The organism is Allokutzneria oryzae (genome assembly GCF_042429765.1).
Lineage (GTDB): Bacteria > Actinomycetota > Actinomycetes > Mycobacteriales > Pseudonocardiaceae > Allokutzneria > Allokutzneria oryzae.
The window spans coordinates 78,665-104,511 of sequence record NZ_JBHLZU010000023.1; the positions used below are offsets into that span (position 1 = coordinate 78,665).

The following is a 25,847-nucleotide window of genomic DNA, read 5'->3' on the forward strand; positions in this document are numbered from 1 at the left end:
AAGATTGGGCTCTTCGGGGAACGCGAGCGCGAAGATGTTGTGTCGCGCCCCACGGGCCGCCGTATTTCGGTTGGCTGGTGCATATGAACGCGCAGGGGGTGCTGCGGGAGCAGCCCGAACTCACAGAACTCACACAGTCGACAAGGAGGTCGGAAGAGTACACCCCTCTGAACCGGGCGTTGGCATGTCAGGTGTGCGCTTCGGCGGGCATCGTCAATCACCCACCGAAATGGTTCTTACAGCCGCGCAGCGCGCCGACGGTGCCCAAGCCCGCCTCACCGATGCGGTTCGCGGCGCCGGAGCCGAGGCGCAAACCCGCCGCACGGGGCGCCGCCCGCGGCATTCACAAGCTCACCGACGCCCAGGCGAAGTTCCTGCGACGCGCCTGGGACTACCTGGCCGCCACCCAGCCAGGACGTGATCCCGACTCGCGGCTGCTGGCGATGGTGTGCCTGCTGCGGGCCGCGCGCACGGGCACCGCGAACCTCGTGTCCCAGGACGTGCGGACCCTGCGGGCAGGCGACCCGCTCGCCGCGGTGTCGTCGCTGACCTCGACGGGCTGGCTGAGCGCAAGACCGGAAAGCGTGCTCGCCGCGGACCCGGAGTCCCCGGCGGCGTGCGGGATCCCCGACTTCGCCGACCCCGTCAACCCCTGGGGCATCGGCAAGCTCGCGCGGACCAGGGCCTCCGGCTGGACGTTGCGGCTGCTGTCGAACAAGCTGCTGCGCAGGACGTCCAACGACGTGCGCATCACCGCGCTCTACCTCACCGCGCACGCGGCCCCGGACGGCATGGTCGAGTTCGTCCCGGACTACCTCGTCGCCGCCTGCGCGCTGGAGGGCACGAACGAGATGGCCGACGCCGTGCGGACGCTGCTGGAGATCGGCTGGCTCGCGGAGTTCCACCGCAACGGCGTCGCCACCTCGCGCTGCCGGCTCGCCGAGGAGGTGCTCGCACTGGCGCCCGCCCCGGCTCCGCCGCCCCCGAGCTCGGCCACCAAGGCCAGCAGCTGGCGCACGGCCGAGGCCGACGAGGCCGCGGTGGAGCTGCAGGCCCAGCAGATGGTCGCCGGGCGCGAGGTCGAGCTCGTGCGGTGGGTGACGAGGTTCTGGGCCGACCACGGGCACGGTCCGAGCTGGTCGGTCGCCTGCGGCGCGCAGGGCTGGCCGCGGGACTCCGGCTGGCGGCGCGCGGTGAGCGACGCCGCGCTGCTGCGGCTGTACACCACGGGCTGGCTGGACGGGCTGCACACGCCCTTCGGCATGCGCCCGGGACCGCGCTACCGGCCGTTCCAGAGCGAGCAGGACGTCAGGGCGTGACCACCCACCGGGCCGGTCGGTCCCGGGCGTGGTGAGAGCCCGATGGCGGCGGCGCGATCGTCACGGCTTCGTGCGATGTCCGCGCCGCCGCGCTCATCGGCCCGGCTGGGAGTCCGGCCGGGCCGCACGCGTCAGCACCTCGGTGGCGCGCCGGTGGCGACCGGCCCCGCCGCGCGTCCCCTGCCCGTGACCGGCCCCCGGCGATCGAGCGGCTCTCTCGCCGGCGTTCACGAGGCGCCTCGCGGACGCGCCGGAGGTCTCCGCGCCGGGCTCGCGCGGACTTGACGCACCCCGCGCGGAGCGCGCGCCGCCGGACCGGCGCCTGCCATCGAATGGCGGACCGGCCGGATCCGCCATTCACGCTCCCTTTCCTGCGGCGACCGCGCGGTAACCGCCGCGCACTAGCCGAGAAGAGTGGGTCACCGGTTCATCGAGAACAATTGACGGTTCATTTCCGCTCAGCCGTACGGACCATTATTACCGTCAGCCGTTCGGCGCACGTCATCCTTGACAATATCCTGCAAGATAGCCTGACTGGAAAATTCTTTGCCGCCGACAGGGCTATCCCTGGCGTGCGACCTCTGTACACCCACAAAGGTGCCAGCCGCTTCACACACGAGATAGCCGTTCTGCACGAGGACCGAACAGTGAACGAAGCCATCGAGCGGGACGCCGGATCTGCGGATTTCGACGTTCGCGCTGAGAATGAACACCCGCTGGCGGGCACGCGCGAACTGTGCCTGCACGAGGTGTTCGAGTCCCAGGCCGCCAGTACACCCGATGCCGTCGCGCTGACCTGCGACGGGCGCGAACTGACCTATTCCGAGCTCGACCGGAGGTCCAACCGGCTGGCGCGCCTGCTCCGGGAACGGGGCGCCCGTCCGGGGTCGTTCGTCGCGGTTCATTTCGACCGCTCCGAGCTTCCCGTCATCGCGATCCTCGCCTGTCACAAGTCCGGCGCCGCGTACGTGCCGATCGACCCCGCATATCCGGAAGGCCGAATCCGGCACATCGCCGGCGAGCTCGACATTCTGCTGTGCCTGACCGATTCGGCGCGGTCCTCGGCGGCGCGGGAGTTCTTCACCGACGACCGGGTGCTCGTGCTCGACGACGAATGGACCGATGTCGAGGACCGCTCGGACGCGCCGCTCACGCGCGAGGATTCGGGAGTCTCGCCGGGCGATCTCGCCTACGTCATCTACACATCGGGAACGACCGGGCGCCCGAAAGGGGTCATGACGGAGCACCGGAACGTGACCCGCTTCGTCGCGGCCTTCAACGAGACCTGTGCCACCGGCCCCGGCGACCGCGTCTACCAGGGGTTCTCCCTGAGCTTCGACGGCTCCGTCGAGGAGATCTGGATGGCGTTCTCCAACGGATCGACCCTGGTGGTCCCCAGCCCCGACGCGCCGCGCTTCGGCTCCGAACTGGCCGCCTACCTGGCCGAGACCGGGGTCACCTACTTCTCCACGGTGCCGACGCTGCTCGCGACGCTGCCGACCACTGTGGACAGTCTGCGGACCGTCGTGCTCAGCGGTGAGGTCTGCGCGCCCGAGCTGGTCAGCCGCTGGGCACGGCCGGGCCTGCGGATCCTCAACGTCTACGGCCCGACCGAGGCGACGGTGAACACCACCGTCGCGGAGTGCGTCGCGGGCAAGCCGGTCACGATCGGCCGCCCGCTGCGCGGGTACGGCGTGCACATCGTGGACGAGCAGCTGCGCCCGGTGCCGCGCGGCGTCGCGGGCGAGCTGCTGATCAGCGGCGAGACGCTCGCCTGCGGCTACCTCAAGCAGCCGGAGCTCACCGACGAGCGGTTCCTGCACTGCGCCCAGCCCTCGGGTCAGGGCACGATGCGCTGCTACCGGACCGGCGACCTGGCGCGCTGGAACGACGACGGCGAGATCGAGTTCCTCGGCCGGATGGACGGGCAGGTGAAGATCCGCGGGTTCCGGGTGGAGCTGGCCGAGATCGAGTCCGTCCTGCTGGAGGACCCGCAGATCCAGTCGGCGAGCGTCGCCCTCGTGGAGCGCGACGGGCTCCAGGACCTCGCGGCGTACGTGACGACCAGCACGGACGCGGAGAAGCTCGACCGCGACGAGGTGCTGGTGCTGCTGGAGTCCCGGCTGCTGCCGTACATGATCCCGGGCTACCTCGACGTGGTCACCGAGCTGCCGCGCACGCCGAGCGGGAAGGTGGACCGCAAGCTGCTGCCCACCCCCGTGCGGCCGCTCGTGCGGTCCTCGACCTCCACCGTCGCCCCGGAGAGCGAGCTGGAGCACGTCATCGCCGACACCTGGGCGACGGTGCTGGGCGTTCCGGTCGCCTCGGTGGAGAGCGACTTCTTCCTCGACCTGGGCGGGCACTCGCTCGTCGCGGCGCGCATGGTGACCCTGTTGCGGGAGAAGACACTCCGCCCGGTCACGGTGCGCGACGCCTACCGGCTGCCCACGATCCGCGCGCTGGCAACGCACCTGGAGTCGGTGCCGGTGGAGACCGCCATGCCACCGGACCCGGACGAGCAGAAGGCGGGCGCGACCTCCGCGCGCGCGGTCTTCGACAGCACGAGCAGGTGGGAGCGGTGCACCACCTGGCTGCTGCAGGTCGTGTCGATCTACGTCCTGTCCGGCCTCGTGTCGATCCCCCTGGTCGTGGTGTTCCTGTCCGTGCTCGACTGGCTGTACGGCTCGATCTCCTTCCTCGGGCTGGTCGGTGTGGTGGCCCTCGTCTCCGTTGTCGCCTGGCCCGTGTACCTCCTGCTGTCGATCGCGGCGAAGTGGGTCCTCATCGGCCGCTACAAACCGGGAGAGCACAAGCTCTGGAGCTTCTACTACTGCCGCTGGTGGATCGCGAACCGGCTCATGGCGCTCAGCGGCGCGGGCGCGCTCGCGGGCACCCCGCTGATGCCGGTGTACTACCGCCTGCTGGGAGCCCGGGTCGGCCCTCGGTGCACCCTGGACACGGCGCAGTGCTCGGCGTGGGACCTCGTCTCCATCGGTTCGGACACCAGCATCGGCGCGGAGACCCAGCTGCTGGGCTACCGCGTCGAGAACGGCATGCTGCGCCTGGGACGGGTGGAGGTGGGCAGCCGGTGCTTCGTGGGCATCCACTCCGCCCTCGGCCTCGACGTCCGGATGGAGGACGACTCCTGCCTGGACGACCAGTCGCTGCTGCCCGACCGCGACGTGATCCCGGCGGGTCAGGGCCGCCAGGGCTCACCGGCCGTGCCGTCGGAGGTGGCGCTGCCCGGGGGAAGCGCGCCGCAGACGCTCCGGCGCCGCATGGCCTTCGGCCTCGCCCACCTGGTGACGGGGACGGCGATGGGGATCGTGGTGATCTCGGTCCCCACCGTCCTGTTCGGACTGCTGATCTGGCTGCTGGTCACCCGGTTCGGGTGGACGTGGGGCATCTCGGTGACCGTGCTGTCGGTCCCGCTCGACGTCATCGTGTTCTGCTGCTACCTCGCGGGCGTGAAACGGCTTGTGCTGCACCGGATCCCGGCCGGGACCTACCCGGTGCTCAGCGCCACCTACCTCCGCAAGTGGCTCTCCGACCAGCTCATGACGATGACCCGTCCCCTCCTGCTCCCGGTCTACACCACGCTCTACCTGCCGCCGGTGCTGCGGCTGATGGGAGCGAAGATCGGCAGGCGGGCCGAGATCTCCACGGTCTGGCGCTTCGCCCCCGAGCTCATCGACGTGGACGCCGAGAGCTTCTTCGCCGACGGTTCGATCATCGGTGGGCGCAGGTGCCATCGCGGGCTGTGCACGATCGCGGTCAACCGGATCGGACGGCGCAGCTTCGTCGGCAACAGCGCGGTCCTGCCGGTGGGCGCGAGCCTGGGCGACCGCTGCCTGCTCGGCGCGCAGTCGCTGGCCCCGACCGACAGCCCCCGCACCCCCGACGGCACCGAGTGGCTGGGGGCTCCCGCCTTCGCACTGACCCATCGGCCCAAGGTCGGCAACTTCGACGACACCGTCACGTTCGCCCCGACCGTCCAGCTCTACCTGAAACGGGGCGTCATCGACGCCCTGCGCATCCTCATCCCCTACTACCTGCTCATGGTGGCGGCCGCCTTCTTCTTCGTGGCGCTGTTCTTCGCCTACCAGAGCTCCGGGCTCGCGGTGATGCTCGCGCTGGCGCCGGTACTGGGGTTCGTCTCGGGGGTGTGGGCCGCGCTCGTGGTCGCGGGGCTCAAGAAGGTCGTCATGGGCACCTACACGCCGCAGATCAAGCCGCTGTGGTCGAAGTACGTGTGGCTCAACGAGATGGTCAACGGCGCGTACGAGTCCGTGGTGGCGCCGCTGGTCTCGCTGTTGCTTGGCACGCCGTTCGCGGCGCCGTTCCTGCGCATGATGGGGTGCCGGATCGGGCGGCGCGGCTACATCGGCACCACGCTGTTCTCCGAGTTCGACCTGGTGGACGTGGGCGACTACGTGGCGCTCAACCACGGCGTCGTCGTCCAGAACCACCTCTTCGAGGACCGGGTCTTCAAGTCCTCCACCCTCAAGATCCGGGACGAGGCGTCCGTCGGGAACATGAGCGTGGTCCTGTACGACTCCGAGATCGAGAGGGGCGCCGTGGTCGGGCCGCTGTCGCTGCTGATGAAGGGCGAGACGCTGCGGCCGGGGACCCGCTGGCACGGCATCCCCACGCTCCAGGTCACCGCGCCGGTCCGGACCGGGCTCGTCGACCCGTGAGGCACCCGTCGTGCGGGGCCGGTGGTCCCGGCCCCGCACGGCGCTGAGCCGCACCGGCGTATCCCCCGCGCCCAGCCGGGTGAGCCGCGAGACCGACCGAGTGGCGCTATCCCGGCGGACGGCGCCTGACCTACGTTGGCCGCATGTCTGGTGCCGCCCCGCGGCAGATGGGCAGCCTTCCCGCGGAGATGACGAGCTTCGTCGACCGGAGGTTCGAGTTCGCCGAGGCGAAGCGGATCCTGGCGGCCGGCCGCCTGCTGACGCTGACCGGAGCGGGCGGGGTGGGCAAGTCCAGGCTGGCGCTGCGGGTGGCCGCCGACCTGCGGCGGGCGTTCGTCGACGGGGTGTGGCTGGCGGAGCTGGCCGGGCTGCGCGACGTGTCGCTGCTGCCGCACACCATCGCCGACACGCTGAACATCCGGGACTACTCCACCCGGACCGCCACGAAGATCCTCGTCGAGCACCTGCGGGACCAGCAGGTGCTGCTGGTGCTGGACAACTGCGAGCACCTGCTGCCGGGCTGCGCGACGCTGATCGGCACGCTGCTGCGCGAGGCACCCGGGCTGCGGGTCCTGGCCACCAGCCGCGCCACGATCGGCGTTCCTGGGGAACGGGTCTTCCCGGTCCCGCCACTGCGGATGCCCGCCCAGCACGAGTCGCTGCCCTCCGACGCGGACACGTGCTGCCCGTCGCTGACGTTGTTCACCGAGCGAGCGGCGGCGGCGCAGGCGGACTTCGCGGTCACACCGGAGAACCGGCCTCTGGTGGCCGAGCTGTGCCAGCGGCTGGACGGGATCCCGCTGGCGATCGAGCTGGCGGCGGCGCGGCTGCGGGTGCTGACGCTGGAGGGCATCCTGGACCGGCTCGACGACCGCTACCGGCTGCTCACCACCGGCAGCCGGATGGCCCTGCCCCGGCACCGGACCCTGCGGGCCGCGGTGGAATGGAGCTACACCCTGTGCACGCCGGAGGAGCGGACGCTGTGGTCACGGGCTTCCGTCTTCGCCGACAGCTTCGAGGCGCCCGCCGCCGAAGCGGTCTGTTCTGGCGGCGGGCTCACCCGGAGCGCTGTCCGGAGGGCGCTCGCCGGACTGGTGGACAAGTCGATCATGTCGCCGGTGGGCGGCGGCGGCACGACGCGGTTCCGGCTGCTGGACACCCTCCGCGACTTCGGTCTGGACAAGCTCCGCGCGGCGGGTGGGCAGGCGCTGTCGCGGCGCAGGCACCGGGACTACTACCTGAGGCTGGTCGAAGAGGCCGAGGCGCGGTGGTTCGGCCCCGCCCAGCGGGAGATCTTCGCCCGCACCCGGCACGAGCACCCCAACCTGCGCGTCGCACTGGAGTTCTGCCTGTCCACCCCCGGTGAGGTGGACACGGGCCTGCGCATGGCCGGGGCGCTGTACTTCTACTGGGTCTGCTGCGGCTTCGTCTCCGAGGGGCGGCACTGGCTGGACCGTGCGCTGGCCCTGGGCGTCGAGCCGACCAGAGCGCGGGTCATCGCCCTGCGGGTCAACGCGGAATGCGCCATCGCGCAAGGAGATCACGCCGGTGTGCACCGAATGGCGGAGGAGTGCCGGGCGACGGCGAGGCGGCGCAACGACGAGTCCATGCACACGCAGGCCGCATACGCGCAGGGATCGTTCGGGCTCCTCAACGGCGACCTGCCGCGGACGGCGATGCTGATGGAGGAGGTGCTGGCGCGCGGCGAGCGGACCGGCGAGCTGACCACAACCGTGGTGATGGCGAGGGCCGTGCTCTCCGTTGTGGCGCTGTTCGGACAGGACATCCCGCGCTCGATCGCCTTCGCACGTCAGGTGCTGCGCATCGCCGAGGAGCACCAGGAGCTGTGGACCCGCTCCTACGCGCTCTACTTCCTCGCCATGGCCGAGTGGTCCCACGGCGACCTGGCGAACGCCACCTCCCACGCCAGGGAGGGACTACGGCTCAAACGGATCTTCAACGACGTCCTGGGCCAAGCGATGGTCATCGAGCTGCTGGCGTGGACCGCCCAGTCGGCGGGCGAGCCCGAGCGGGCCGCCGTCCTGCTCGGCGCGTCGGAGCGGTGCTGGAGCGCGTTGGGTGGCCTGCCGCTGCTGGGTTCTCAGCACTGGATCGTCCCCCATCAGCAGTGCGAGGCGAAAGCACGGGAGGTCCTCGGCGGCACCGCGTTCCGTGCCGCCTTCAGCCGTGGCAGGGACTTCGACCTCGACGAGGCCGCCACCTACGCGCTCGGCGAGCAGCCCAGGCACGCCCGCACGGTGGCCTCGCCCCTGACCGCACGTGAGCGGCAGGTCGCCGAGCTGGTCGCGAAGGGCTTGTCCAACAAGGAGATCGCGCGCCTGCTGCGGATCGTGCGGCGCACCGCGGAGGGCCACGTGACGCGCATCCTGCGCAAGCTCGACCTCACCTCGCGCGAGGAGATCGCCGCGCGGGTGGCCGCCCTCGGCGAGGGCGGCCACACCTGACGGACCCGGTCCGCTGGTCACCCTTCGAGGGCCCGCGCCTGGTGCAGCCAGTCGGCGAACAGACCGGGGTCGACGTCGTCAACGGAGCGGAGCTTGACCGAGGCCATCTCCCGCGCGCCGGGCTCAAGCCGTCCCGAGGGGTCCGACACCGACCGGCCCCGCCAGAACCCGAAGGACACGTGGGCGCTGTGGGCCTTGACGAAGCAGACCGGCGACTTGCCGGGAGCCGGTCCCAGGCTCCACACCGGGTGCCCGTGCCAGACCGCACCGGCACCGGGCAGTGCCCGCTCGATGATCGGCAGGACCTTGTCGGCGATCCGGCGCTGGGACTCGGGCAGGGAGGCGAGGTAGTCCTCCACGGTGGCGAACTTGGCCATGACGCTGTCCTTTCTCGGGGGGAGTCTCGGAGTGGGGGCCTCGGTCAGAGCGAGCGAGCGGCGACCAGGGAGACCCAGAGCATCGCGGTGATCGCGCCGACGGCAAGGGCCAGCGACCCGGCCGTGCCGCCGCTCATCGCCCAGCCGTTCCCAACCAGCAGCGCCGTGCCCGCGACGCGCGAGGCGATGGCGTTGCCCCGGTCCCCGGCGCGGCCGAAGTGACGGCCCAGCACGTAGCAGGCGGCGATCAGGGCGATGAAAGCGATCGAACCGGCGGCCATGTGGCCGATGCTGTGCCAGCTGAGGGTCTGCGGCACACCCGACGGCGTACCGGCGGGGAAGCCGTCTGCTGGGTCCATGACCAGGACTCCGGCGGCGATCATGCCGACGCCGTTGGCCAGGACCAGCCTCGGTGCCCACGCGCTGGGCAGGACCTGCCGCAGGCCCAGCGCGCCCACCACGGTCAGCACGCCCGCGACCAGGAAGTTGGCGATCTGGAGCCAGCCGAGGGAGCCGGTGCTCAGCGCGCTGAGCGGGTGGCGGGTGAGGTCGAAGCCCTGCCGCGTCGCGGCCTGGGCCAGGGAGACCACCGTCCACAGCGGCCCGGCGACGGCAAGGCAGGCGAGCCGCACGCGGACGACGGACGGGACGGAGGCGGGGAGCTGGATGGCGGTCATGGCCGGTGCCCTTCTCGGAGGTCGGTTCTCGCTCACACGTCGATCGGGCCATGTGACAGGGAACGGCGGTCATTCCCTGTCACATCCACCGTTCGACGGGTAGACAGAGCACAAGACCGAGAAGGAGAACGCCATGCGCTACCTGATGACGAGCAAGGCAACCGACACCGCTCCCAACGAGAACCTGTACGTGGAGATGGGCAAGTTCATCGAGGAGCTGACCGCGGCGGGCGTGCTGCTGGCCACCGGGGGGCTGGCCCCGGACGGCGTCCGCGTGACGTCCTCCGGTGACGAGATCACGGTGACCGACGGACCGTTCACCGAGACCAAGGAGGCCGTCGCCGGGTTCGCGCTGGTCGAGGTCCGCAGCAAGGAGGAGGCCATCGAGCTGACCCGTCGCTTCCGCGCGATCGTCGGTGACGGCGAGAGCGTGATCCAGCAGGTCTTCGGCCCCTGAGCACGCCGGTGACCGACGTCAGCCGCACGGTCGACGCGGCCTGGAAGCTGGAGTCGGCCCGGATCGTCGCCGCGCTCACGCGGATGGTGCGCGATGTCGGCCTCGCCGAGGAGCTGGCCCAGGACGCGCTGGTCTCCGCGTTGGAGCGGTGGCCGGTCACGGGTGTGCCGGACAACCCCGGCGCCTGGCTGACCGCCGTCGCCAAGCGCCGCGCGGTGGACCACATCCGGCGGTCGCGGCGGCTGGAGGACCGACAGGAGGAGCTGGCCCGCGAGCTGGACCAACGGCAGGAGGGGGAACAGGAGCCGGAACGGGACGACGTCCTGCGGCTGGTGTTCCTCTCCTGCCACCCGGTGCTGCCGACCGATGCGCGGGTGGCGCTGACGCTGCGCCTGGTCGGCGGCCTGACCACGGCGGAGATCGCCCGGGCGTTCCTGGTCACCGAGCAGGTGATCAGCCAGCGGGTCGCCGGGGCGAAGCGGACCCTGGCCGAGCGGGGCGTGCCCTTCGAGCTGCCGGACGGCCCCGAGCTCGCCGAGCGGCTGTCCTCGGTGCTGGAGGTCGTCTACCTGATCTTCAACGAGGGGTACTCGGCGACCTCCGGGGACGAGCTGATCCGGCTGGACCTGTGCCTGGAGGCGCTGCGGCTGGGAAGGCTGCTGGCCGAGCTGGCACCGGACGAGGCCGAGGTGCACGGGCTGGTGGCGCTGATGGAGGTCCAGGCGTCCCGGTCGGCGGCGCGGACCGGACCCTCGGGTGAGCCGGTCCAGCTGCACGAGCAGAACCGGGGCCGCTGGGACCAGCTGCTCATCCGCCGTGGCTTCACCGCGATGCTGCGAGCCAAGGAGGCGGGCGGTCCACCCGGCCCGTACGTGCTGCAAGCGGCGATCGCGGTGTGCCACGCGCAGGCGCGCACCGCGGAGGACACCGACTGGACGCAGATCGCGACGCTGTACGCGGCGCTGGCGCGGCTGCTGCCGACGCCGATCGTGCACCTCAACCGGGCGGTGGCGCTCGGGATGGCAGAAGGACCACAGGCGGGGCTCGACGTCGTGGACGCCTTGGCCGCCGATCCGCAGTTGCGGGACTACCACCTCCTGCCGGGCGTCCGTGGCGACCTCCTGGTCCGCATGGGGCGGCACGGCGAGGCCCGGCGGGAGTTCGAGCGCGCCGCGTCACTGACGGGGAACGAGGCCGAACGCGCCTTCCTGCGCCGCCGCGCCGAGGAGATCGCCGACACCGAGTCGGCTGGTGTCACACTCGGCCAAGCCGTCGAGGACTTCCTGCGCCGCGACGACCTGGACTCCGGCACGGCCCGCTCCTACGGCCAGACGCTGCGCCGTCTGTGCCTGTCCCTGGGTGAACGAGTTCCCTTGACGTCGCTGACCTCGGACCAGGTGGCACGGGTGTTCGCGACGGCCTGGGGCGAAGCGGCCGCCGCGACCTGGAACCGGCACCGGTCGGCCGTGCGGTCCTTCGGTGTCTGGGCGGCGGTCGACCACCTCGCTGCGGGCCTCGACCGGCGTACCGGGTCACGGTCCACGACCGAGACGATCAGCGCCCCCCTGCTGGACGCGCTCTGGCGCCGCACCGACCTGCCGCTGCGGGAACGGACCCTGTGGCGGCTCCTGCACGAGTCCGCCGCCGCCGTGACGACCGCCCTGTCGCTGAACGTCGAGGACCTGGACCTCGACGACCGCCGGGCTCTCGTGGGCGGTGTCTGGGTCGGCTGGCGTTCCGAGACCGCCCGGCTTCTCCACCACCTCGTGGCGGGCCGGCGCCGAGGCCCGGTGTTCCTCGCCGACCGTCGGCCCGGGCCGTCCCGCAGGCCCGCGGAGGCCGACCTGTGCCCGGAGACAGGCCGCCGGCGCCTGTCCTACGAGCGGGCCGAGTACCTGTTCAAGCAAGCCACCAAGTCCCTGGACCCGGCGGGCAACGGCTACACGCTCCGGCAGCTCAAGCCGCGCCCTTGACACGAGCGGGCTCCACGCGCGCGAGCAAGGCGAGGAACGAGACCACGGTGAGCGCGCTGACCACCGTCGCGATAGCGCCCGCCGTCTGGAAGAGCGCGGACTGCTACTCCCCCAACGGCTTGGCCCTGTCATGGGTCAGCGCGTCATACGCCGGCCCGGCCCCGGTCACCACCCTCGTCACCCCCGTCACCCCCCTCGTCACCCCCGTCACCCCCCTCGTCACCCCCGTCACCCCCCTCGTCACCCCCGTCACCCCCCTCGTCACCCCCGTCACCCCCCTCGTCACCCCCCACTCCCGCCACCACCCCCGTCGCCAGGAGTCCACCCCGCGTGCCCTCCGTTCGCGTTTTGTCACCTTGATGCGAAATGCGAGCGCTCTATCGCGCATCAAGGTGACAAAACGCGCAGAACCCCGCCACGTCGGCCGACACGCGACGCGCCACGCCAGCCAACGCACGCCGCCACGCCGGCCGCCACGCCAGCCAGCGCGACACGCGGCGCCAGCCAACGCGCGACCTGCGGCGCCAGCCAACGCACGACGTGCGACGCCAGCCGACGCGCGGCGCCAGCCAACGCACGACCTGCGGCGCCAGCCAACGCGCGACGTGAGGCGTGCGACGTGAGGCGTGAGGCGTGAGGCGTGAGGCGCTAGCCAATGCACGACCTGCCGCGCCGGCGGAGGCATGGGGGGCCACCGGGCAGGCTGGCCGCGAAGACGGAAACGCCGCGCGCGTCACCCTGAAAGCCCTTGAACTCCACCTCGTTCGAGTTCGACGATGCTCGTCAGATTCTGATCGTTGTTGTTCGATTCTGAGGAGTCTGGGCATAGTGGATCATGCGACCAAGCATGCGCTGAGGCGTCGCACCGCGGTGGGCACCGTGGTCGTGACGCTCCTGGGGTTGCTCACCGCGGCCGGGGCCACGATCGGCATGGCACCGACGGCCGGGGCCATCGAGAACGGTCTGGCCGCCACACCCGCGATGGGCTTCAACAACTGGAACTCGACGCACTGCCGCGCGGAGTTCAACGAGGAGATGGTGAAGGGCATCGCCGACCTCTTCGTCACCCGGGGCCTCAAGAACGCCGGCTACCAGTACGTCAACATCGACGACTGCTGGGCGGAGCCGAACCGCGGCCCCGACGGCAACCTGGTGCCGGACCGGAAGCGGTTCCCCAACGGCATCAAGGCCATCGCCGACTACGTGCACGGCAAGGGGCTGAAGTTCGGCATCTACACCAGCGCGGGCCTCAAGACCTGCGACGCGGCGGGCTTCCCCGGCGCGATCGGACACGAGCAGCAGGACGCCGACCTCTTCGCCTCCTGGGGCGTGGACTACCTCAAGTACGACAACTGCGGCGACCACCTCGGCCAGAGCGCTCAGCAGCGGTACACCGCGATGCGCGACGCCCTGCGCAACACCGGCCGCCCCATCCTGTTCTCCATCTGCGAGTGGGGCGAGAACGCGCCGTGGGACTGGGCGCAGCCGGTCGGCAACAGCTGGCGCACGACGGGCGACATCACAGACACCTACGCCAGCATGCTCGGCATCTTCAAGGCGAACGTCCAGCTCTCCCACCACGCGCAGCGCGGCGGCTGGAACGACCCGGACATGCTCGAAGTCGGCAACGGCGGCATGACGGACGCCGAGTACCGCAGCCACTTCAGCCTGTGGGCCATGATGAACGCGCCGTTGCTGATCGGCTCGGACCTGCGCAAGGCGGGCCAGCCCACCTTCGACATCCTGACCAACCGCGACGTCATCGCGCTCAACCAGGACTCGCTCGGCATCCAGGCGACGGAGATCAGCAACACCAACGGCTCGCACGTGCTGGCCAAGCCGTTGGACAACGGTGACGTGGCGGTGGCGCTGTTCAACGAGACCGGCTCGGCCACGACGATCAGCACGACCGCGGTGGCGGCCGGGCTCGGCAACGCGGGCTCCTACCGGCTCAAGGACCTCTGGTCCAAGGCGGTCAGCTCGACCAGCGGTGCCATCAGCGCGTCGGTTCCGGCGCACTCCACAGTGGTCTACCGGGTCAGCCGCACCGGGGCGTTCGCCGCGCCGCCCAAGGGCACCAGCCAGCTGTCCTCGTTGCGACCGAGCCTGTCCGCCAATGCGTGGGGACCGGTGGAGATCGACCGCAGCAACGGCGAGCGGCCTGCCGCTGACGGCCGTCCGCTCACGATCGGGGGCACCAAGTACGACCGCGGCCTCGGCGTGCACGCGCGCAGCGAGGTGCGCTACTACCTCGGCGGCAAGTGCAGCCGTTTCCAGGCGTGGGTGGGCGTCGACGACGAGACGGGCGACGAAGGCAGCGTCTCCATGGAGATCTGGACCGGCGGCGGGAAACGGCTGGCCACCAGTGGGGTGGTGCGGGGGACGGACGCGGCCAAGCTCATCACCGCCGACGTGACCGGGTTGCAGTACGTCCACCTGGCCGTACTGCCCACAGTGGACGGTCCGCGCTACGACCACGCCGACTGGGGCGACGCGACGATCACCTGCCGCTAACGAACAGGAGCCCGCGCCGCAGCCGTGGCGCGGTGCTCCGTCGGCGTCGTGCCGAGAACGCGCTTGAAGGCGACGCTGAGCGCGAAGGTGTTGGCGTAGCCGACCTTTCGGGCGATCGAGCCCACCGTGGCGTCGGTCTCGGCCAGCAGGTCGGCAGCCAGGGCGATGCGCCAGCCCGCGAGGTAGGTCATCGGTGGCTCACCGACCTGGGCGGTGAAACGGCGGGCGAGCGAGGCGCGGGAGGCGCCGGACTCGCCCGCCAGCGTCGCGACGGTCCACGGGCGGGCCGGATCGTCGTGGAGCAACCGGAGTGCTGTGCCGACAACCGGATCTTGAAACGCGCGGTACCACGCGGGGGCGTGCGCACCGGACTGGTCGAACCACGTGCGCAGCACGGAAACGAGCAGCAGGTCCAGCAACCGGTCCAGCATCACGCGCTGGCCGGGCACGCCTTTGGCGATCTCCGCGGCCACCAGGTCGAGCATCGGGCGATGACCTTCGGTGTCCTTGACCACCAGCACATCGGGCAGGGCTTCGAGCAGCCGCCCGCTGACGCCACCCCGTCCGTCGAAGGCGCCGCTGAGCAACGCCGCCGGACCGCCGGTGTCCTCGGACCAGGAGCAGTAGTCCGAGCTGCCGATCACCGCCTGCGGCGGCGTGGCCGGGTCGTCGGCGATCGTGTACGGCACACGGCCGCGGACGACCGCGATGTCCCCGGCGCGGATCGGCACCGGCTCGCCCTCGACGGGCACCACCCACGCCCGCCCGCGCAGCATCGTGCCCATCGTCAGCGGCGCACCGCTGGTGAACCGCAGCGACCACGGCGGGCTCATGATCGTCCGGCTGAACACCGCGCCCCGCGCCCGGACACCGTCCAGCAGATCGGCAAGCACATCCACGCTGCCACCGTAGACGCCTGAACATCACAAAGAGATCCTCAGCCATCGCGCGTCTCACCCGGGACGCCTTAACTCGAACCCATGACTGATGACTCGATCTTGGTCCTCGGCGGCACGGGCACGACCGGCAGCCGCGTCGTGTCGCGGCTGAAGGCGCTCGGCGCGGCCGTCCGCGTCCCGTCCCGCTCCGGCGAACCCCGCTTCGACTGGACCGACCGCACCACGTGGCGCCCGGCCCTCGACGGCGTGGCAGCGGTGTACGTGGTGCCCTTCGACGGCCAGCGCCTCACCCGCCCGCTGGTCGCACTCGCCACCGAGGTCGGTGTGGAGCGCGTCGTGCTGCTGTCCGGGCGCGGCGTGGACGTGCCCGGCTACGCCAACGAGAACAGCGGCGCCGGTCCTACCCACATCGACGGGGAACACGCGGTGCGCGAGCTGGCCACCGACTGGACGATCCTGCGCCCGTCCTGGTTCGCCCAGAACTTCAGCGAGGGCGTGTTCCGCGACGCGGTCCTCGCCGGAGAGCTCCGGCTGCCCGCTGGCGACGGCGCGGCCAGCTTCGTCGACGCCGAGGACATCGCGGCGGTCGCGGTCGCGGCCCTCACCGAACCCGGACACGCGGGGCAGACCTACGAGCTGTCCGGGCCCAGAGCCCTGACGATCGCCGAAGCCGCCGCCGAGATCTCCCGAGCAACCGGTCACGGCATCCGCTACGTCCCCCTTGTGCCGGAGGAGTTCACGGCGGAGCTCGTCGCGGACGGCTGGTCGACCACCGATGCCGAGGACTTCGCCGACGCGGTGGCGCCGATCCGGCGAGGAATGGACAGCCACATCTCTGACGGCGTGCGCCGGTCGTTGGGCCGAGAGCCCCGCGACTTCACCGAATTCGTCGATTCCGCGGCGGCGGCCGGAGCGTGGCGCGGCTGAGAAAGACCACGTCGGAATTCGGTGAGAGATCTCCCAGAGTCGTTCGGCCCGAATACCGGGCCGAACGACACTGGTCCGCCCGGAATCGCAGACGATGCACTATACGCAACAACCTCACAACAAGGAGACGGCAATGCGAGTGATAATGGCGGTTCTGGCGCTGTTCCTGGTCGGGTCGGTCGCGTCCGCGAGCACGGCGACGCCCGCGCAGGTCCGTGCTCCCGGCGCGATACCGAACTCCGATGGGGCAGCGGTGCTGTCAGCCATACGCGTCGGCTCCCATCCCGGTCACGACCGCGTGGTGTTCGAGTTCGACGGAGCGCTTCCCACCTACCACGCCGTCTACGTCGACCAGGTGACCCGCGACGGTTCAGGCGAGCCGGTCTCGTTGCGCGGTAACGCTTTTCTCCAGCTGACCATGCACAACGCGACGCTGGACAACTCCTTCCAGGTGACCGACCCGCGAGATGTCCGCCGCTACGAAGGCCCTCGGCGGATCGCCACCCCGGGGCTGCCCCTGGTGCGCGAGCTCGCCGAGGCCGGTGACTTCGAGGCCGACCTCACCTTCGGCATCGGCATCGACCGCCAGACGCCTTTCCGGGTCCTGCTGCTCACCTCTCCCACCCGCGTCGTCGTCGACTTCAGCCACGGCTGATCCTCGCCGCGAGGAGCCGGACCGGATTGTTTGATCCCGCAATACGAAGCTGGACAAACCATTCGGCCGTTGCAAACAATCACCACGTGGAAACCCGACGACTCCAGCTCCTGCTCGAACTGTCCCGCCTCGGGTCCATGCGCGAGGTCGCCGACTCGCTCGGCACGACCACCTCCACGGTCTCCCAGCAGATCGCCGTCCTCGCGCGGGAGGCCGGAACCGCGCTGCTGGAGCCGGACGGGCGCCGGGTCCGGCTGACTCCCGCCGGGCGGCGGCTGGCCGAGCACGCCGTGACGATCCTGGCCGCGGTGGAGGCCGCGCGCGCCGACCTGGACCCGGGCGCGGAACCCGCTGGCACGGTCCGTGTCGCCGGGTTCGCGACAGCGATCCGCCGGACACTGCTGCCGATCGTCACCGACCTCGCGGCCAGCCATCCGCGAGTCCGGCTGATCACCCACGAGCACGAGCCCGCGGAGGCGATCGCGCTGCTGCTGGCCGACGACGTCGACCTCGCGCTCACCTACGACTACGACCTCGCGCCAGCGGCGTTCGACCGCACCCTGGAAGCGACCCCGCTGTGGTCGGTCCCATGGGGGCTCGGCGTTCCAGCGCACGCGGCGCACGGGGTCACCGGCAGCTCCCTCGCGGTGTTCGCCGCGTTCGGCGACCACGACTGGATCGGCAACTCCCGCAACCGCGCCGACGAGGACGTGCTGCGCCTGCTCGCCTCCATGGCGGGGTTCGAGGCACGGGTGGCGCACCAGGCCGACAACCTCGACCTCGTCGAGGAGCTGATCGTCGCGGGCCTGGGGGTCGGACTGCTGCCCGCCGACCGCAGAACCCGTCCTGGCGTCCGGCTGCTGCCGCTCACGCAACCAGACATCCGGCTGCGCTCCTACGCCCTCACCCGCCGCGGCCGCGCGTCCTGGCCGCCGCTCGCCCTGGTGCTCGACCACCTCGATCCTTAGGCCTCGATCCTTGGGCATCGCCCCGACGGCGTGAACCCGCGCTGAACCGCGCGTGAATCGGCCCTCGTTAACGTCCCGCGCAGAGCAGTCAAGTGGCCGGACGCGTCGACTTCAGCAGCCACGGCGACCACGGGTTCCGGCCGAGTCCTTCAGCCACCTCGCCCCGGTCCTCCGGTCGCCCCGCCGTGCCCGAGCTCCGTCGGAGCTCCGGAACGCGCACGCGCCCTTGGGTGCGCTGGCAGAAACCCGGAGAAAAGGAGAGCGGTTTGGGCAGGACCAGGTTCCGCGGCGGACCTGAAGGGCCGGTGACGCGGCGCCAGCTACTCAGCGCGGTCGGCATCACCGGAGGGGCCGGAGCTCTCTACTACGCCATGGGCGCGCTCGGCCTGACGCTCACCGCGACCGCGGGCAGCTCGGCCTACCACGCCCCCAGGCAGTCGGAGCTCGCGCGCGGCAAGCGGGTGGTGATCATCGGGGCCGGTATCGCCGGTCTCGCCTGCGCCTACGAACTGCGCAAGGCGGGCTACAACTGCGTGCTCCTGGAGGCGCGCGCCCGCCCGGGAGGCCGGGTCTGGACGGTCCGCGACGGCACCGTGGAGACCGACCTGGACGGCAACAAGCAGGTGGCCCGCTTCGCCCCGGGGCAGTACATGGACGCCGGGGCCACCCGGATCTCGCAGAACATGGTCACCCTCGACTACTGCCGTGAGCTGGGTGTGCCGATCCAGGTGTTCACCACCCAGAACGCCAACTGCTACTACTTCGCCGAAGGCGTGGGACCGTTGTCCGGCAAGGCGATCCGGCATCGGACGGGCAAGGCGGACCTCTACGGCTACGTGGCCGAGCTGCTGGCCAAGGCGACGAGCCAGGGCGCGCTGGACCAGTACCTGACCGACCAGGACCAGGAGATGCTGCTGGAGTTCCTCAGCGACTGGGGCGATATCGACACCACCTCCGACGGGAAGAAGGAAGGCGGGTGGAAGTACTCCGGCAGCCCGCGCCGGGGTTACGTCGAACCGCCCGGCGCCGGCGAGCGGTCCGGCCGGGTCGGCGACCCGTACCCGCTGTCGGACCTGCTCCGGGCCAGGCTCGGCTTCCGGTTCTCCGACGAGTTCGACTACGACGAGGCGATGCCGCTGTTCCAGCCCATCGGCGGGATGGACCGGATCGTCCGGGCGCTGGTCGACGCGATCGGCGCGCACAGGATCACCTACGAGGCTCCGGTTCGGTCGATCCGCACCACCGGGACCGGGGTCGAGGTCGTCTTCGACAGTCCCGACGGAAAGCCGCGCAGGGAGCTGGCCGACTACTGCATCTGCACGGTCCCACCGCAGATCCTGAAGGACATTCCCGCCAACTTCAGCAAGGCGGTCCGCGAGGCGCTCAGGGCCCCCACCCCGGTCAGCGCGGGCAAGATGGGCCTGCAGTACCGGCGGCGCTGGTGGGAGGAGGACGACCGCATCTACGGCGGGGTCACCTACACCAACCTGGACCTCACCCTCGTCGAGTACCCCTCGTGGGGTTATCAAGGCGATCGGGGGATCATCCACGGGTACTACAACTTCAACGACGAGGCCGAACGCTACGGCAACATGCCGCCCGCCGAGCGGCTCACCCGTGCGCTGCAGCAGCTTGAGCGCATCCACGGCGCGAAGGTCCGCACCGAGCTGGAGTCGTCCTTCTCCGTCGCCTGGCAGAAGACCCGGTACAGCCAGGGCGGCTGGGTCTCGTGGCAGGGCGGCGACCCGGTGGGGCCGCGCGAGGGCGACCCGCAGTTCGCCCGGCTGCTCAAGCCGGACGGCAAGGTCTACTTCGCGGGCGACTACCTGAGCCACCTCATCGGCTGGCAGGCGGGCGCGTTCCTCTCGGCCCGCGAAGTCGTCACCGACCTCCACACCCGCGTACTCGCCACCGGCTGACCCACGTCGCCCCTACTCGCCATTCGCGGGCTTATGGACGCTTTTGGACCTCAGAACAGGTCCATAAGCCCGCGAATGGCGGACATCAGGAGCAGGGTTTGCCGGTGGGGAGGGCCAGGGAGGTGTGCACAATGCCGAGGTACCGGCATCCGTCGCGGGCGTTGGGCTCCAGGATCCCGCCCTCGTGCCACTCGTTCCACGCGTACATGCTCACGAAGTTGTCCACCGCCGAGACCCGCCGCGACGTCGCGATGTCCTTGCGCAGCGCGGTGAGCACGTCCGCGAACAGCTCGGGCGACTGGTCGGCGTAGAAGCGGATCTTCGACCGGTCCGGGATCAGGTGCGGGTAGCGGGGCCGCTCGTCGAAGCCCTGCGCCGCGCACCGCATGAACTGCGCCGGGCCCTTGGCCAGGTAGTCCGGCAGCGTCGCGGCGTACCGGGCGTAGGAGGGCTCGTGGTCGATGCGGACGCCGCAGTAGGCGCCGTCGGTGCCCCACCTCGCGGGTGCCGCGGGGTCGAGCATGGCCTCCCAGTAGCCGAGGACGAGGACCTCCTCCCCCAGTGCCGCCGCCGCGCGCTGGCGCACCACGGAGACGAACGCCTGGGTGTCGGTGTCGGAACCGTCGCCGATGCCTCGGCGGTCGCAGAGGGTCAGGATGAGCCTGCCGTCGTTGGCGCGCAGGTAGTTCGGCTGGGAGAAGTGCCTGACGAAGTCGTCGGCGACCGTGGTGAAGTCGGCCTTGGGAATTCCGAGGTTGCCCCACGGGTGAGCGCACACGGTCAGGCTGTAGTCGATGTCGAGCCGGTTGCGAGCACCGGCGAACGCGGCGAGGGAGGCGTCGAACCGCTGCGGCGGCCGCTGCCGACCGGTGTCCCAATACCAGTAGAACTGGAAGAAGTCGAGTCCGGCGTCGGTGGCCTGGGTGATGTGCCGTTCCACGGTCTCCGGACGGGAGTCGTCGTAGAAGCCGATCGCCGGGCGCAGGTGGGAGAAGTCGCCGTCCCAGCCCTGGGTGTTCTTCGGGACGGCCGGGTCGCTGCCGGAGAAGTCCCGCACGCCGCCCCAGTAGTCGCCGTCACGGCCGAAGACCCGCTTGGTCGCCGCGATGACGTCGGTGGAGGCCGGGTTGTAGGTGCCGAAGTAGATGGCTCCGGCGCGGATCCACTCGGGGTGCGCCCAGCCGAGCGGGCCGTCCACCCGGTAGCCCTGACCGGTCAGCTCGGCCTGGCGGGACTCCACAGCCACGCGCCACTCGCCGGACTTGCTGAAACGCAGCAGGCGTTGCGTACCCGGCTGCTGCGTGGCCCACAGGTGACCGGCCACGCCTTCGTCCTTGAACGACCCGCTCCGCACGAGCGCGGAACGTTCGCTCTCCGAAGCGGTGAGCAGGTAGCCGGAGCCGCCACGCAGCCGGAACACCGGCTGTGAGCCGGAGAACGCCGACGTGCGCCAGTACCCGGCCTGTCCCGGCTCACGGGTGAAGCCGTGGTTGGCGACCGCGGCGGCCGCCTCGCGCGGCGAGAGGGTGTAGAACCGCCCGCCCGCCGGGGTGCGCAGCTCGATCATGGGCACCGGGTCGGTGACCTTCGCCGGGGAGGAGGCGGCCCGGGCCGCCGGGGCGGTCAGCGCCGCGTCACCTGCTCCGAGTCCCGTCACGACGACGACCACTGCGGCGGTCATGGCTGCGAAACGTCTCACCGATGTCCTTCCCCCACGCGTCACGACGGCGCACAGCATAAGTGCGCGGCACACTGCCCGCTCGGGGTTTCACGCGTCGCTACCGACCTCCGGGAAGCGAGCGCACGAGAGCCATCCGCTCGCGCGGGGCGTTGCGCTGCAAGGGAATCCAGACCAGCTCGGCATCGGCGGACACCGCGGCGTGCGGCCGGAGGGCGACAAGGTCCGCATTGCGCGCGAGGACGTGCTTGAAGAGCGTGTGCCCGGATTGTGGGACACGATGCGGGACCGGACTCCAGCCAGCCGCGGCGATGTGGTCCAGGACGGCGTTCGCGTACCCCGGCGCGCGCTCCTCCGGGAACCACAAAAGCCGCTGCCCCTCCAGATCCGGCCAGTCCACTGTGGACTCCTTGGCCAGCGGATGCGAGCGGTGCACCACGACGCCGAGCGGCTCCTGGGACAGTTCGGTCACCGCGAGCCCTTCGACCGGCACTGGCATCCGAAGCACACCGAGATCGAGGCGACCGGACCGCAGCAGCGCGGGCTGGGCGGCTGACTCGACGGGCTCGAACCGGACCTCGCCACCGAGGTCGGACTCCAGCCGCTCCAACAGCTCGCCGGACACACCGGAGCAGATACCGACCAGCACCGGCACCACGGCCGCGCGCACAGCGCCGAGCCCCGCCTCCAGCACACCGAATGCCTTGCGGGCAGCGGACGCTAGCGCGCCACCGGCCGCGGTGAGCTCCACCCCGCGCGCCGTCCGGTGGAACAGCTTCGCCCCAGCCCGCCGCTCCAGGGTGCTGATCTGCTGGCTGAGACTGGGCTGGGCGATGTTCAGCTCACGCGCGGCGGCCGTGACCGTGCCCACGTCGGCGACCGCCAGGAAGTAGCGAAGGTGCCGCAGTTCGATCCCGCCGAGCTCCGCCATAGGTCCCAGCCTATACCTCGCGCGGACACTGGTCTTGGCCTTCGGGCCACCGCCGGACTTGACTCAGGGGATGTTCCTGATCCTGCTGAAGTACCGCTCTTTGGAGACCATCGACGCGCTGCTGGAGGAGCACTACGGGAACCCGGACGGGGTTTTCGCCCAAGGCCTGGTGCGGATCTCCGGGCGCATGGAGCCGCGCACCGGCGGGCTGATGGTGGTCGAGGGCACCCGCGACGAGGTGGCTCGCGCGGTGGCCAGCGACCCGTTCATCACCAGCGGCGCCGCCACGGCCGAAGTCATCGAGTTCGTTCCGACCCGTCTGCCGTGAGCCCCTCGTTCTCCAGTGCCGCACGAAGCTTGTCGTATGTCGGCGCGAGCGCACGCAGCGCGGCCGCTGCCGCCACGTCGTCACCGACGACCAGTGGGTGTTGCATCGCGCCGATGAGCCGCGCCTGCTCATCCGCGATTCGTGCGGCCTCCGCGTATCCGACCCGCGCCAGGCATGTTGCGGCGTCCGCGATGCGCCGCGCCCCGACCCGGACGGCGAAGTGGATCAGGTGCTCGCGCAGCTGGCGGTCACAGCCGCTCTCGACGAGCAGCGCGAGACCTTCGGCGGCTTCACCGTTGCCCAGACTGCCCGGCGGCATGTTGTGGTCGCCGTCCATCGACAACCATGCGATCGCGGCAGGGATCGAAGCCCTGATGGCGTCCACTTCGGACACTTCCACGATCCTGGTGAAGCCGGTCCGCATCGTGTACGAGGTGCCGTAGGAAACCGTGTCGGCTCGCCAAGCCGCCATGAAGTCGTTGAGTGGCAAGGAAACATACGGATGTCCCTGTGGGTCGTGCATGAGCACGCGATCGTCGTCCACGCCGAGGACGACGACGTAGTGGTCAGCGCCGATCGGCCCGGTCATCTTCGGCTGGTGCCGCAGGTGTCCCATCTCCACCGGGCCGATCCACACCGGACCGTCCTCAATGGAGGATTGAAGCCGCGCAAGGGCTTCGTCCGCGTCGCCGCCCGCTGTGACCTCGGAGGTCCAACCCAACGCGTTCAGCGCACCGTCGAAGCCCGCCCGGGGGTTCCAGCCGTACGGGTCGAAGAACGGCAACGTGCCGCCGATCAGCTGCATCCCGAACGGCCCACCGGTGGCGACTTCGATCACGGCGGTAGAGGGCGCTTTGTCCCCGAACACCATCGCGAAGGAGTTGGCGTAGCAGTACGGGCCGGAACCGACGTACGGAAAGTGCGTCTTCACTAAGCTCTCCTAAGGGGTGATCGGATAGGCGACGTCGAACCGCGCACCGCCGGTACCCGGGTAGATCTCGTACGGACTGTCAACGCCGGTCACACCAGCTCCCGCGTCCAGCCAGGCTTCGAGGGCGTCGTAGACCCGCAGCACCAGCGGGAAGTCCTCGTAGCCCACAGGCACCGGCACGAACACCTCGCGCGTTGCCGGACGCAGGCGTAGGCGCAGGTCATCGGCAGGTTCCACGCTTCCGTCATAGGCAACGGCGACTTCGACGAGGCCCTCGCTGTCGCGGGTGACCAGCTCGTGGAAGTGCACGGTCATCGGACCTTCGCCCGACAACCCGCAGGACCGCAGATGTGCGCGGATGTCGGCCGCGGCGTCGGCCGTGAAGCCGTCAAGGGAATCGACGTTGACGTGTCGCTGCCGGTAGATCACCTTGCTGGCCGCCACTTCGCGCACATCGACCGCTGCGGCCAACACCGGATCGCCGCCGTCAACCCGCCGCGCGATCGCCTCCACGATCTCGGCGCGATCGGCCAGCCGCTCCTGTTGCGCGCGTAGCCAGGTACGCAACTCCACAACGCGGGCTTCGGACGGGAGGTCCACCAGCTGCGCGACTCGCGCGACTGGCAGCCCCAGCAACCGCAACCGCGCGATGAGCCGGGCACGGGGCACCTGCTCGCGGCCGTAGTACCGGTACCCAGTGGCCGGATCGACGTGTGCGGGCGTCAGCAGGCCCTGCTCGGCGTAGAGCCGCAGCGCCTTCGGGGACAACCGCGTGGCGGCCCCGAACCGCCCGGCCAAGAGGTAGGAGGAGTCGGTCACACGTGCAGTGTGCGGATCGCCCCAAGGGCGAGGTCAAGCCCTTCTTCCAACCCCGGCGAGGAGAACCGGGACTCAGCTCCAGGTCCAGACGTCCTTCAGGTCGGCGTGCCAGTCGATCGGCTTGCCGTCGCCCACCGTCGAGTGAATCGACAGCGCCATGCCCAGTCCCTTGCCGAGGTACTGCGACCGCTCGATCCGCAGGCCCCACGGATGACCGTTGTCGTCCCACCAGCTCTCCGCCTGCCGAACGCACCGCACGGCGCCGTGGTACTTCGTCTGACAGGTGGTCGGCGGCGACCACACCTGGCGGTGCCGGAACCGCACCGTGCCGGTCGGCGTGGTGATCGTGCCGTCAGCGATCAGGCAGTACGGCGCGGACGGGATCGTCCACTGTGCATAGTGCTGCTGGCCGTTGTGGTCCGGCAGTGGCTTCATCCCCGCGCAGTTCCCGTCGCCGATCTGCTCCGAGGTCACCCTCTGGACGTTGTAGGTCCCGGTGGACTGGTTCTCGTAGCCGTCGAGGTACAACCAGTCACCGTCGCGCACGAAGTGTTCGAGCCCGTTGCCCGGTTTGTTCCAGTTCGACGGCGAGTCCCACCGGATCACCGAAGTCCCCGCATCGCCAGGACGCCACGCCCACTGACTGGCCGGATTCCCGGCGCTGTCAACCACGAGACCAGCGGAACGGTTGTACAGCAAGGAGAACTCGTCATAAGTCTCCCCCGCACCCGAGGCCGTTCCCGCGGTCGTCCCCACGAGAACCGCCGTGACGACGGCAACGGCGGTGAATCGCGCGCTCAACATTTCCCTACCCCCGGTACCGTTTGCTTCTGCGGAGACGCCCGCAGCACCCTATCCCGCGTTTGGCACGCACGTGCGGTAGATGGACGTATTCGACACTCCGCGCTCACCCGGGAGAAGAAGAACTATGAATCCCAACCACAATCCGGCCACCCCTCCGCACCAGAACCTGCCGCCGTACCCCGCGCCCGATTCGATGCCGCCGCAGCCCCAGGGGACGACGTCGTTCTGGCAGTGCCTGCTCGCCGCAATGGTGTGGTTCGGCGCCATGATCACACTCGTCTCGCTGACGATCGAACTGCCGTCCGCGAAGGCGGCTGGCGGCTTGATCGGCTCGATGCTGGCCCCCTGGCTCCTGACCGCCCTCATCACCTGGCTGTTCTTCCGCCGCCACCGGCCGGGGTTCGGGATCCTGCTCCTCGTCTCGCTGCCGAGCTTCGCCGTCCTCGCGCTGGTGTTCGGCGCGCTCCGGATCGTCGGCCGGAGCTGATCCCACCCACCCCGGCCACCCA

Annotated in this window: 20 protein-coding genes; 12 read left to right on the forward strand and 8 right to left on the reverse strand. The window is 70.5% G+C overall.

The annotated features are described in order from the left end of the window. The first annotated feature begins 260 nt into the window (after positions 1-260). The 3 genes from ACFFQA_RS27225 (at position 261) to ACFFQA_RS27235 (ending at position 8,481) form a co-directional block, all read left to right on the forward strand. The gene (locus tag ACFFQA_RS27225; protein WP_377858178.1) at positions 261-1,319 is read left to right on the forward strand and encodes a hypothetical protein; all 1,059 of its coding nucleotides are present in this window, start codon (positions 261-263) and stop codon (positions 1,317-1,319) included. 647 nt (positions 1,320-1,966) lie between these two features. Beyond that, positions 1,967-6,016 carry a Pls/PosA family non-ribosomal peptide synthetase gene (locus tag ACFFQA_RS27230; protein ID WP_377858181.1) on the forward strand — a complete coding sequence of 1,350 codons (4,050 nt, stop codon included), beginning with the start codon at positions 1,967-1,969 and terminating at the stop codon, positions 6,014-6,016. A 143-nt stretch (positions 6,017-6,159) separates the two neighbouring features. Then, positions 6,160-8,481 (forward strand): ATP-binding protein, encoded by a 2,322-nt coding sequence (locus ACFFQA_RS27235; RefSeq protein WP_377858184.1) that lies wholly within the window; start codon positions 6,160-6,162, stop codon positions 8,479-8,481. A gap of 17 nt (positions 8,482-8,498) precedes the next feature. Here ACFFQA_RS27235 and ACFFQA_RS27240 read toward each other — a convergent pair whose 3' ends face one another. Next, on the reverse strand, positions 8,499-8,858 hold the full coding sequence (locus ACFFQA_RS27240) for a DUF1801 domain-containing protein (RefSeq protein ID WP_377858186.1): 360 nt from the start codon (positions 8,856-8,858) through the stop codon (positions 8,499-8,501). Between the two features lie 44 nt (positions 8,859-8,902). After that, complete coding sequence (locus ACFFQA_RS27245; RefSeq protein WP_377858189.1) at positions 8,903-9,535, reverse strand: DUF998 domain-containing protein; 633 nt, start codon at positions 9,533-9,535, stop codon at positions 8,903-8,905. A 133-nt stretch (positions 9,536-9,668) separates the two neighbouring features. Between ACFFQA_RS27245 and ACFFQA_RS27250 the strand changes: the two genes are divergently transcribed. From ACFFQA_RS27250 to ACFFQA_RS27260, 3 genes are all read left to right on the forward strand, one after another. After that, positions 9,669-9,992 carry a YciI family protein gene (locus ACFFQA_RS27250; RefSeq protein ID WP_377858192.1) on the forward strand — a complete coding sequence of 108 codons (324 nt, stop codon included), beginning with the start codon at positions 9,669-9,671 and terminating at the stop codon, positions 9,990-9,992. An 8-nt stretch (positions 9,993-10,000) separates the two neighbouring features. Continuing rightward, on the forward strand, positions 10,001-11,965 hold the full coding sequence (locus ACFFQA_RS27255; protein ID WP_377858194.1) for a sigma-70 family RNA polymerase sigma factor: 1,965 nt from the start codon (positions 10,001-10,003) through the stop codon (positions 11,963-11,965). Between the two features lie 930 nt (positions 11,966-12,895). Then, entirely contained in the window at positions 12,896-14,479 is a 1,584-nt protein-coding gene (locus ACFFQA_RS27260) for an NPCBM/NEW2 domain-containing protein (RefSeq protein ID WP_377858496.1), read from the forward strand. Here the strand turns inward: ACFFQA_RS27260 and ACFFQA_RS27265 are convergent. Continuing rightward, the gene (locus tag ACFFQA_RS27265) at positions 14,476-15,378 is read right to left on the reverse strand and encodes an AraC family transcriptional regulator (protein ID WP_377858197.1); all 903 of its coding nucleotides are present in this window, start codon (positions 15,376-15,378) and stop codon (positions 14,476-14,478) included. The two genes, ACFFQA_RS27260 and ACFFQA_RS27265, sit on opposite strands and share 4 nt — an antisense overlap. Positions 15,379-15,459: 81 nt before the next feature. On the opposite strand from ACFFQA_RS27265, the gene ACFFQA_RS27270 reads away from it, so the two are divergent. The 4 genes from ACFFQA_RS27270 (at position 15,460) to ACFFQA_RS27285 (ending at position 19,847) form a co-directional block, all read left to right on the forward strand. Further along, entirely contained in the window at positions 15,460-16,305 is an 846-nt protein-coding gene (locus ACFFQA_RS27270) for an NAD(P)H-binding protein (RefSeq protein WP_377858200.1), read from the forward strand. Positions 16,306-16,438: 133 nt separating this feature from the next. After that, positions 16,439-16,960 carry an AMIN-like domain-containing (lipo)protein gene (locus tag ACFFQA_RS27275; protein ID WP_377858203.1) on the forward strand — a complete coding sequence of 174 codons (522 nt, stop codon included), beginning with the start codon at positions 16,439-16,441 and terminating at the stop codon, positions 16,958-16,960. An 86-nt stretch (positions 16,961-17,046) separates the two neighbouring features. Beyond that, complete coding sequence (locus ACFFQA_RS27280; protein WP_377858205.1) at positions 17,047-17,928, forward strand: LysR family transcriptional regulator; 882 nt, start codon at positions 17,047-17,049, stop codon at positions 17,926-17,928. A gap of 266 nt (positions 17,929-18,194) precedes the next feature. Beyond that, positions 18,195-19,847 carry an FAD-dependent oxidoreductase gene (locus ACFFQA_RS27285; RefSeq protein ID WP_377858208.1) on the forward strand — a complete coding sequence of 551 codons (1,653 nt, stop codon included), beginning with the start codon at positions 18,195-18,197 and terminating at the stop codon, positions 19,845-19,847. Positions 19,848-19,932: 85 nt separating this feature from the next. Here the strand turns inward: ACFFQA_RS27285 and ACFFQA_RS27290 are convergent, their stop codons facing one another. Then, positions 19,933-21,528, reverse strand: coding sequence for a glycoside hydrolase family 99-like domain-containing protein (locus ACFFQA_RS27290; protein ID WP_377858211.1), 1,596 nt, complete (start codon positions 21,526-21,528; stop codon positions 19,933-19,935). 97 nt (positions 21,529-21,625) lie between these two features. Then, positions 21,626-22,456 carry a LysR family transcriptional regulator gene (locus tag ACFFQA_RS27295; protein WP_377858214.1) on the reverse strand — a complete coding sequence of 277 codons (831 nt, stop codon included), beginning with the start codon at positions 22,454-22,456 and terminating at the stop codon, positions 21,626-21,628. 70 nt (positions 22,457-22,526) lie between these two features. Between ACFFQA_RS27295 and ACFFQA_RS27300 the strand changes: the two genes are divergently transcribed. Then, entirely contained in the window at positions 22,527-22,784 is a 258-nt protein-coding gene (locus ACFFQA_RS27300; RefSeq protein WP_377858217.1) for a YciI family protein, read from the forward strand. On the opposite strand, the gene ACFFQA_RS27305 is transcribed toward ACFFQA_RS27300, so the two are convergent. The 3 genes from ACFFQA_RS27305 to ACFFQA_RS27315 all read right to left on the reverse strand — a co-directional run bounded on the left by ACFFQA_RS27305 (position 22,753) and on the right by ACFFQA_RS27315 (position 25,338). After that, on the reverse strand, positions 22,753-23,715 hold the full coding sequence (locus ACFFQA_RS27305; RefSeq protein WP_377858220.1) for a YobF C-terminal domain-containing protein: 963 nt from the start codon (positions 23,713-23,715) through the stop codon (positions 22,753-22,755). The genes ACFFQA_RS27300 and ACFFQA_RS27305 overlap by 32 nt on opposite strands. A gap of 9 nt (positions 23,716-23,724) precedes the next feature. Further along, a complete protein-coding gene (locus ACFFQA_RS27310; protein ID WP_377858223.1) occupies positions 23,725-24,534 on the reverse strand; it encodes a MerR family transcriptional regulator in 810 nt (269 codons plus the stop codon). A 72-nt stretch (positions 24,535-24,606) separates the two neighbouring features. Further along, complete coding sequence (locus ACFFQA_RS27315; RefSeq protein WP_377858226.1) at positions 24,607-25,338, reverse strand: hypothetical protein; 732 nt, start codon at positions 25,336-25,338, stop codon at positions 24,607-24,609. A 124-nt stretch (positions 25,339-25,462) separates the two neighbouring features. Between ACFFQA_RS27315 and ACFFQA_RS27320 the strand changes: the two genes are divergently transcribed. Continuing rightward, complete coding sequence (locus tag ACFFQA_RS27320) at positions 25,463-25,825, forward strand: hypothetical protein (RefSeq protein WP_377858229.1); 363 nt, start codon at positions 25,463-25,465, stop codon at positions 25,823-25,825. Positions 25,826-25,847 lie beyond the last annotated feature (22 nt).